Genomic DNA, 9,087 nt, shown 5'->3' on the forward strand with positions numbered 1-9,087 from the left:
GGTTCGATTCCCCTAGGGACTGCCACGCGGTTTTCGTTAGAAAACCCTTACAATCGACTGCTTGCAACCGTTTGACTGCTCTGTGCGCTGGTCAATGCGGCCGTTCGTATGCGCAGTTAATGCTCCGCTTTGAAAGAATCATTTTTCACTCTGCGGGACAGTTAATTTGTGTTACGTTTCGTTGTTCGTTCAATAGAAGCTTCTCGCTTAGATTGAATGCCTTGTCTGCTTTGCTTGGGTATGTGGGGATGGAAGAAAACGATTCGGTACGCGTCGAGGGGCGTGTAAAATGGTTCGATCCGGGGAAGGGCTACGGCTTCATCGTGCCTGATGACCCGAGCCTGACCGACATGAAGGATGTCCTGCTTCACGTCAGCAGTCTGCGCGATTTGGGTCGCGAAGATGCAGAGGAAGGGGCCCGTATCAGCATTGATTGCGCCCGCCGCGCCAAGGGCTGGCAGGTTGTGAGCATCGTGGATCTGGCCGAGCCTGTCGCCGAGCCGCGTCCGCAGCGCCCGTTGATTCAGCGCAGCGGTATTTCGGCTACGCCGATTGGCGAAATGGAGCCCGCGGTCGTCAAATGGTTCAACCGAACCAAGGGGTATGGATTCGTTGTGCGTAACAGCGCCGAGGGCGACATCTTCGTGCATGTCGAAACCTTGCGCCGCAGCGGTCTCGAAGACCTCTTGCCCGGCGACGCGGTCGATGTGCGTTTTGCCGAAGGTCCTAAAGGATTGGTGGTAGCCGAAATTCGTCCGGCGCAGTAAGTTTGTGGCCTCAACTGGAGGCGATTCCATGAAGTTCACGCGCCGTACATTGGTATTGGTCGCTGCGGGTCTTGCACTGTCGGCTTGTGCCGGTAGCAAACAGGCCGTCGACGAACGTGGCCGCCCGCTGGAGCCGCTCTCCATCGTCACGAGTTCAGGCGAGCACCAGTTTCTGGTCGAGATCGCCGATGACGACGCGTCGCGCGCTCGGGGCCTGATGTTCCGTCCGCCGCTCGCGGATGATCGCGGGATGCTGTTCCAGTTTCCGACGGCGCGCGAGCAGTCTTTCTGGATGCGCAACACTCCAAGCTCGCTCGACATTATCTATGTGGCTCCTGACGGCAAGATCGTCTCGATTGCCAAACACGCGACGCCTTATTCCGAAACGCCCATCCCGTCGTACGGTGCAGCCAACGGCGTGGTAGAGTTGCGCGCAGGTCGAGCCGACGAAATCGGTGCCAAACCCGGCGATGTCGTAAAACACAACTTCTTCAAACCGTAGAAGTTTTTCTATTGCAGTCCGGTCTCTGACGTGACATTAGAGCGTCTTCCGCGGCTCGGGGTATGGCGCAGTCTGGTAGCGCACCTGTTTTGGGAGCAGGGGGTCCAAGGTTCGAATCCTTGTGCCCCGACCACGGAATAATCTCCCTGCATTTCGAGCCTAGTTCCAGCGCCCGTTAAGGGCATAGCTGAAGCCGACCGGTAGAGCGTCGCGCACCTGGGTCATGTAGGCTCCGATCTCACCAACAGTATTCCGTGGCACAAAGATGATGTCGCCTCGACGTGCACGTGGCGCATTTCCTGCAGGTGCCCGAAGGTCGAGCGTGCGGACCATCGGCTGGCCGTCGGAGCCGCGACGGACCAAAACCGCCTTGCCCGCGCGGGCACCGACGGATGCGCCTCCCGCCAAAAGCAGCGCCTGATAGACCGTTATGGCTTCACCCGGCAGGTCATAGCCGCCCGGCGTCCTGACCTGACCATCTATCCAGACCTTCGACGGGGCAGCACGGCGTAGGGTAATCTCGACGGCGGGTCGGACAAGATGGGGTACCAGTGACTGCGACACGCGCGTCTCCAGCTCGTGGAGGCTGAGATCGGCAGCGGATACATGACCAATCAGGGGCATCGATATTCGGCCGTCAGGCCCGACCGTAACGCTGCGGTTCAACTCGGGCGCGGAGGGCAGGGCGATGTCGAGTTCATCGCCGGGAAACAATACATAAGGCGGCTCGAAATCACTCCAAGCCGTATCAATCGCGCGGCCTGTGGCGGGGCGTGATGCATTCGCCGCGCAACCGGCAAGGCCGGTTAAAAGGCCGGCCAGAATAAGCCTGCGGTCAATCATGCATGTCCCCCGAGCCGACGATCCCAACTCCCGAACCAATGTTCGAAATTTATGGTTCACGTCTGATTAACGCCCTTTGGGGCATTCATATAGCAGAGGTTCATCTTTCGCAGGCTTGAGCGTATGGCGTCAATCAGTACCGGACATGGCCGCGCCCGCTATGGGCTGGTCGATGTCGTCGCGCTGTTGTGGCGCGAGTTATGGCTGATGGCGCTTGTGTTTATCGTGATCGTCGCGGTGGGCACCGCAGCCGTCTTGACCCTCAAGCGATCATATTCGGCCGGTGCAACACTCTTCGTGGGTGTCGGGCAGGAATACGTTTATCAGCCGCGTGTAGGGGCTGGCGACAGCAGCCCGCCGATGGCGTCTGAAGTGGCCCAGTCCGAGGCGGCCATTCTCAACAGCCTCGAAGTCAAGCAACGCGTCGTTCGCGCGATGGGCGTCGAATCGTTCCAGCCTGCAGCCAAGGGGCCGGTAGAGGGAGCCAAGGCTGAGGCCGCGGCTATTCAAGCGGTCGGGCAGGCGCTGACCATCTCGGTATCGCCAGAAAGTCCGGTGATAGGCCTCTCATATAAAAGCACTGATCCACGTCAGGCCGCGCAGGTTCTGAACTCGGTCATAGACCAATACCTGAATTATCGCCGTGAGGTGTTCCGCGACCGCGCGACACCGGCGATCCGTACCCAGCGCGCCGCGTTCGAACAGGAACTAAACGCGGCCGACAAGGCATACGAGGACTTTTTGAAGTCCAACGACATCGGCGATTTCGCGACGGCCAAGGCGGCCTTGTCGCAAAGCTACCAAACCCTTTTTGCAGAGCGATTGGCTACACAGGCCCAACTTAATCAGGCTGCGCAACGCCTCGCGACGATAACCGCCCAACAGGGAAGGGTGCCGTCCGATATCGCCTTGCAGAAAGATCTGAACGTCAGCGCACAGGACCAAGTTCTTCAGTTGCGCACTGAACGGGAGGCGCTTCTGTCACGATATCAACCCGATGCTGCGCCGGTCCAGGAGATCGATGCCCGCATTCGCCAGCTTCAGGCCTACGTTCAAACCGGCACCTCGGTTGGACCTAAAGAGATCAGAACTGGCCCGAACCCCGTCTGGGTGGAGTTGGAAGGCACACGTATCTCGACGATGGCCGAACGCGATGCACTGGGGGCGCGCTTGCGGGTCATCGACAACCAACTGGCCGATATCAAGGCTCGCCAATCGCGCCTGACGGATCTCGAATCCCGCAACTCGACGCTGGCTGGTAACCGCGAAGTCCTCAGCCAGTCGATCCGCGAGTTTCAACTGCGTGAAACCCAGAGCCGCGCGGATAGCGAACTGGTTTCTGCTGGTGCGGACAACGTCACCGTCATCGAGCGCGCCCAACCGCCGTTGACGGGTAAAAGCATGAAGTTGCCCCTTATGGCGCTGCTGCTCGCTTTCGCAGCCTTCTCTGCGATCTGCGCCGGCCTTCTCAGGGTGTTCACGCGGGGTAATGTGCTCACCCCGTCTGCCGCCCGGCGTACGTTTGATTTGCCCGTGCTGGCCGTGGCCCCTGCTAAAAGCTAAGCCGTGCTAGGATCACCCTGTTATTTTAGGGCGCACCGATTCGCATGGTTGACTTAACGGCTGAGATGGCAGGCCTCTGGACGGCGCTGGGCGCTGCTCCGAGCCATCGCGGCCGCTTGATCATGTTCGTAAGCGCTAAAACAGGCGAAGGGGCATCCACCGTCTCGCGTGAGTTCGCGCGTTTGGCGGCGGTCCGTGCCGAAAAGCCGGTTTGGCTGATCGACGCCGATTTGGGGCGGCAAGAGCAGCAAATCCAGATGATCCAGCATCCGGAACGATTTGGGCGCGCGGGTTCGGCCGTGGCGGCATCACCTGACGGGTCATGCTTCTTTGCCCTTAAGCCGGCCTTTGTCGACGATGCGGGTCGGCGCGTAAGGCCTGCCAGATTGTTGACGGCGAAACCTTTCCTTGGGCGAAGGCTGTACGTATCGCGCTTCCGTCAGGAGGCGCTCAAGGCAGGTCAGAACGCGATTATTCTTCGCCAGGGCGATTATTGGGCCGCGCTGGCCCATCACGCCGATACCGTGATTGTCGATGTTCCGGCGGCGGACCGAAGCGACGCAGCAATGATGCTGGCACCCTTTATGGACGATGTGGTGATGGTGGTCGGCGAGCGCGGAGACGTGGGGCCTTCTCTAGGCCTGAGAACCCAAATCGCCTCTGTCGGCGGGCGCTTGTCCGGGGTGGTGATCAATCGCGCGACCTATCAACCACCTAAAGCCTTACGTCGCCTGATCGCTTGACCCTGCAGGCTGTGCTTTTAACTCGCTTTGGCCGTAAAGTTTGGGCTCAAAGCTACTGAACCAAAACATCTTTCCAAGGCCCTCTGCGCACCTTATTGCAAGGCGCGCACTGGTGTGAGGTGAGGCGAAGCGTGTTGCCAATGCCGAGACGCCATAAACACAAACTTGCGCGGCACCTACCAGACTCCAACCAATCAAGCCTAACCAGTGCCGGTTCTCCGCTGAGGTCTGACTGGGGCCTTGGCCGCGGGCAAATGCGCGAACCAAGAGGTAGCGCATGGTCGCACGGTGCTTCGGCACATGCTCCTCCACTGCGGCGTCCGCACTCCACGCGATCACTGCGCCTTTTGCGATTAGGCGGGCAAAAAGTGTGTCGTCCTCACCGCCTGTCTCGTTGGTTGCGGGGTCAAATGGGACCCCGTCGATAAGACATTTCGCCTTCAGCAAGCTGTTGCCGCATCCGTAAGCACGATCGATGAGCTGCGTTTCCTTCGGACCAGACCGGCTGAAGAAGGCTTCGACCAGTGGGCGGGTCTCCACGGGGGCGCAGGAGGCATAACCGTCGATCGGACCAAAAACGACATCCGCGTCATACATTAAGGCTGTGGACACCAGTGCATTCAGCCACTGTGGGCTGGCCACTTCGTCATCATCGAGGAAGGCGATGAAGTCCGCATCCGCACATTGGGTGACGCCGGCATTCCGCGCATTCGCCACGCCCGGCCTTGGCTCGTGCACGTAGATTACAGAAAACTCTGCCTCGTGCTTCAGACAGTTGGCAACCGATAGGGCCGTGCCTTGTGGGTGGTTGTCGACAATGACCAGTTTTTCAACAGTGCCGGCATTCTCTAGGTTGAATAGAGAACGGACTGCCCGGTCCAACTGCTCGGGACGGCCCATAGTTGGCACAACAACGTAGACCTTGCTCATACCCTCAGCGCCTCGGCATAAAGCGACGCCCGATAGAACCTGAGAGCAAGGGCGCGTAACCCGGCCGGCAGGCGCTCACAAGCCGCCGTGCGATGCGACACGGCCTGAATTGGTTTTTCAAGAGATGCTGCCCTAATGATCCTCGCGATTTTGTACGAAGGGTAGGTTGCCACCAGCGTCGGATGACGCGCCGCGACCTTGGCGAAGTTGGATGCCGATTGACGGTACTTCGCCATCAACTGGGGCACAGTATCCAGACCCAGATGTGTTGCGGGTATGTCGTGGTGCTGAATGGCGTGGTCGGAAGATACACGCATGGCCCATTCCACGTCTTCCCAGCCCCAGCCCGTGAATCGTTCGTCGAAGTGCGCCGTGGTGAAGATGTCTGAGCGGACGAGAAGGTTGGATGTGAAGACGTATTTTTCTGGCTGCTGGCTCCGCCGTACGGCGGGGAGGCAATCGGACTTCGCAGCCATGGCGCGATGAACCTCATAGGCTGGATCGCGCGGGGCTAAATCGACGCTGAAGCCGCCGAATGCAATTTCCGGCGCGGCGTTGTCGATCAAGGCGAGCCAGTCGGCAACAAAGCTCTCGCCATCGGGTCGCATGTCGGCATCGAGAAACAGCAGATATTCGCCGCGCGCCTTGCGGGCCAACAGGTTCCGACCGGACGCACGCCCTGAGTTTTCGGTGAGGGTAATCAGCGATCCTGCAATCGGTATCGACTGGATAAGGCTGACCAACCTTGCGGACAGAATGGGATCATTTGTCCCGTCATCTAGCAAGATCAGTTCCAGCTGGGACGCCTTGTCCGGTCGTTGCTGGGAGAGCGGTTCCAGAAGCGGTGTCGGATCATCGCGCAGAAACGGTATCAGGATGGACAACTTTGGCCGTACGTCGGGCCAAGAGGCATTGGCATGGTGGATCACAGCGCGGCCTCAACGCCGCGGGCCTCGCCCCTGATCCGCGCAAGTAATTGACGGGCATTGCCGGCGTTGGTCGCGTAAACCAGCGCGGCATACACAAGCGCACCGACCGATGCGTCCAACATAACTTCTCCGATGCCACCAAAGCTTGGCAGCATGAGAACAACGGCGGCCATCGCTGCGCTACAGGCGAGGCACAACGTCAGATCACGCATGGGGACCGGCATCAGAAGTGTCCGACGTCCGACAAAAATGGATGCGATCACGCCAACGCCATATCCCGCCACAGAAGCTGCTGCGGCTCCTGACAAGCCAAACCGGGGAATGAGGACAAGATTGCCGCCGATATTGACTACGGCGGGTATCAGCATCGTCACCAGCAGCAATCGGGTACGCTTTGCCAAGGTGAAGGCCTGATTGAAATAATAGTACAGGAAGCCCGAGAGCAGGGCCGATGCGGCGATCCACGGGGTCACCATGGCCGAAGCGCTACGAAGTTGCGGCCCGATAACCACTTCGGCAAGCGGCCTCGCGACCAGTGCCAGTCCCACCGCTGCCGGTATCGTTAGCAGGATGAGGGCGCGTGCCTGATCCGTGGCGGCTTCCTTTAATGCGTCGCGGCTTCCGCGTTCCAGAGCCATGACAAGGGCAGGCGCACCTGCGGTACCAAGCCAGATGAACATGACGTCCAGCGTGCGGCTCGCGAGGCTATAGCTGGCGTGATAGGCCCCAACCGCCGCTTCGCCCATCAGCCATTCCAGCATGAACCGATCTGTCGTCGCCAGTATCAGCCCCATGCCTAGCGAGATGGAGATCGGATACCCGTAGGCAGCAAAGGCTTTGAGCCTGTCAGCATTTAGGACACCGCCCCGCGCACGCTTTAATTCGGCAGGCAGGACCACGGGCAAGAGCAACAGGGGCGCGATCAGCAGTCCGATCAACGGCGCTGACCCTCCAGCACCACTGAGCGCCGCGACGATGCCGATTGCAAAACCTGCAACGACGAAAAACATGTCGAGGTTGGCTGCCCTGCGGACATCGCCGCGAGCGCGCAAGGCGACCTTCACCAGATTCATGCAACAGCGCACCGGCACTCCGATCAGGCCAATGCAGACGGCAATGCGTATTTCGGCACTGGCGGGCAGAAACAGATAGGTGCCGATAACCACCGGTACGAACAGGACGCTGATCAGAAGCGCCGTTTTATATAGCGTGGCGTATAGTGCACCGTGCCCGCCGTCGCGGTCTGCCTCGGCCCAATGGCGCTCCATCGCTGCTTCGATCCAAGAAAAGAGCGAAACGTGGGCGAGCGTCAGAACCGCAAATGATAGTGCATAGATGCCGAACTGTTCCGCAGTTAGCAGGTGGGTGAAGACCCAGATAGTGGCCACCCCGACAACGGCCTGTAGGATGTTTGAGGGTAGGTAACCCAGAATACCGCGAACAAACATCAGCGCACTGCGAGCTTGTCGCCCAGCAGAACGGGCAGGGTGCGGGCCATGATCCAGATATCGAACCAGAAGCTCTGGCGCTCGATATAGTCGATATCCAGTTGCACGCGACGACGGACGTCTGCGGCGGTGTGCATGGGACCGCGCGAGCCATTGATCGCGGCCCAACCGGTCATCCCGGGCTTGATACGGTGGCGATGGGCGTAATCGGCGACAATGTCCGACGACATAACCTGACCGGTCTTCATCGCGATGGCGTGGGGCCGGGGGCCCACGAGGCTCATTTCGCCACGAAGGACGTTGAATATCTGCGGAAGCTCATCAAGGCTAGTGGTGCGTAGAAAGCGGCCTGCGCGCGTAATGCGGTCGTCATCGCTGGTGACTTGGCTAACTCCGGAGTGGTCAGCGCGGTCCGCCCGCATCGTCCGAAACTTCCACACGACGATTTCCTCGTGATTGAACCCATGACGGACCTGCCGGAAGAGGGCGGGACCCTTGCTATCCAGCCGCACCCAAATGGCGATGGCGATCATGAGTGGGGACAACAAAAGAAGTGCCGCCGCGCCACAGATGATGTCCTGGAGACGCTTGTAAAAGGCGGCTGTATCCCGTGAAGGGGGATGTCGGAGCGTCGCGACAGGCGTTAGAGCCATCTTGTCTAGCGCGTGCGCGATTTCCTCGTCGGAAGGTGCCTCACTCTGGATCAAAGTCACCACCCGATTGGGCATTAGCGTAAGTCTTCGCTCCAGTTGGCGGACGCGCTCGTTGGCCTCGCCGGGGACGGTGAGGGCGATACAGTCCAGATATCCGGTGAGTCGGTGCAACAGCAGCGCCTCTGTTTCGCCAAGCACCGGCACGCCACAAACCCGATCGGGTCTGCGGGCCCGTCGGTCGTCGAAAATGCCGATAATGTTCACGTCCCGGCGCTTCAACGCCGCCTGAATCATCCGCTCGGCATGATCGGTCGCACCGACCAAGGCGACATTTGGCGTTAGCGCTCCAGTGAGTCGCCCCTTGCGGATCGCTATCGCCCAAATGAGATGGAGGCAAAAAATAAGGGCCGCAAACCCGCACGCCCACACCAGATAACGGGGAGTGCCATCGGGATCCAAGGCAATCTGTGTGATGCCGCCCGCCAGACTGCCAATGATAATGCAGCCACCGGCGACCAGCGCGTGTTTGATGATCCCACGTGGAGACACAAAGCTGTACGAACTGGAGGCGAGCAAGAACCACATTCCGCCCAGCCACCCCAGAAGGTAGGGAGCGATCTCGAGCACGGTCAGCTGTCCGACAGCTACGATGCTGCGCGGATAGGCCAACCAGCCCGCTGTCACCAGGAATGAAACGGCGAGGTCCAGA

9 protein-coding genes and 1 tRNA gene are annotated in these 9,087 nt (G+C 59.8%); 5 read left to right on the forward strand and 5 right to left on the reverse strand.

What is annotated here, in order from left to right; all coding sequences use genetic code 11:
* The first annotated feature begins 248 nt into the window (after nt 1–248).
* From OB03_RS13805 to OB03_RS13815, 3 genes are all read left to right on the forward strand, one after another.
* Entirely contained in the window at nt 249–767 is a 519-nt protein-coding gene (locus OB03_RS13805; RefSeq protein WP_461344542.1) for a cold-shock protein, read from the forward strand.
* A gap of 28 nt (nt 768–795) precedes the next feature.
* Entirely contained in the window at nt 796–1,269 is a 474-nt protein-coding gene (locus tag OB03_RS13810) for a DUF192 domain-containing protein (RefSeq protein WP_242913403.1), read from the forward strand.
* A 56-nt stretch (nt 1,270–1,325) separates the two neighbouring features.
* Nucleotides 1,326–1,402: transfer RNA gene (locus tag OB03_RS13815), tRNA-Pro, on the forward strand.
* A 26-nt stretch (nt 1,403–1,428) separates the two neighbouring features.
* On the opposite strand, the gene OB03_RS13820 is transcribed toward OB03_RS13815, so the two are convergent.
* Nucleotides 1,429–2,112, reverse strand: coding sequence for a polysaccharide biosynthesis/export family protein (locus OB03_RS13820; protein WP_242913404.1), 684 nt, complete (start codon nt 2,110–2,112; stop codon nt 1,429–1,431).
* A 123-nt stretch (nt 2,113–2,235) separates the two neighbouring features.
* Here OB03_RS13820 and OB03_RS13825 point away from each other — a divergent pair, with 123 nt between their 5' ends.
* Nucleotides 2,236–3,675, forward strand: a complete 1,440-nt coding sequence (locus tag OB03_RS13825; RefSeq protein ID WP_461344543.1) for a GumC family protein — start codon at nt 2,236–2,238, stop codon at nt 3,673–3,675.
* A gap of 44 nt (nt 3,676–3,719) precedes the next feature.
* Entirely contained in the window at nt 3,720–4,418 is a 699-nt protein-coding gene (locus OB03_RS13830) for a P-loop NTPase family protein (RefSeq protein ID WP_242913406.1), read from the forward strand.
* On the opposite strand, the gene OB03_RS13835 is transcribed toward OB03_RS13830, so the two are convergent.
* The 4 genes from OB03_RS13835 to OB03_RS13850 form a co-directional block, all read right to left on the reverse strand.
* Nucleotides 4,398–5,348 (reverse strand): glycosyltransferase, encoded by a 951-nt coding sequence (locus OB03_RS13835; RefSeq protein WP_461344544.1) that lies wholly within the window; start codon nt 5,346–5,348, stop codon nt 4,398–4,400. The two genes, OB03_RS13830 and OB03_RS13835, sit on opposite strands and share 21 nt — an antisense overlap.
* A complete protein-coding gene (locus tag OB03_RS13840; protein WP_461344545.1) occupies nt 5,345–6,277 on the reverse strand; it encodes a glycosyltransferase family 2 protein in 933 nt (310 codons plus the stop codon). The genes OB03_RS13835 and OB03_RS13840 overlap by 4 nt, the downstream gene beginning before the upstream one ends.
* Nucleotides 6,274–7,725 (reverse strand): lipopolysaccharide biosynthesis protein, encoded by a 1,452-nt coding sequence (locus OB03_RS13845; RefSeq protein ID WP_242913409.1) that lies wholly within the window; start codon nt 7,723–7,725, stop codon nt 6,274–6,276. The genes OB03_RS13840 and OB03_RS13845 overlap by 4 nt, the downstream gene beginning before the upstream one ends.
* Nucleotides 7,725–9,087, reverse strand: a 1,363-nt coding sequence (locus OB03_RS13850; RefSeq protein ID WP_461344546.1) for an exopolysaccharide biosynthesis polyprenyl glycosylphosphotransferase, incomplete at its 5' end; no start/stop codon positions are given. The genes OB03_RS13845 and OB03_RS13850, both read right to left, overlap by 1 nt.

Source organism: Brevundimonas sp. GN22 (assembly GCF_054824005.1).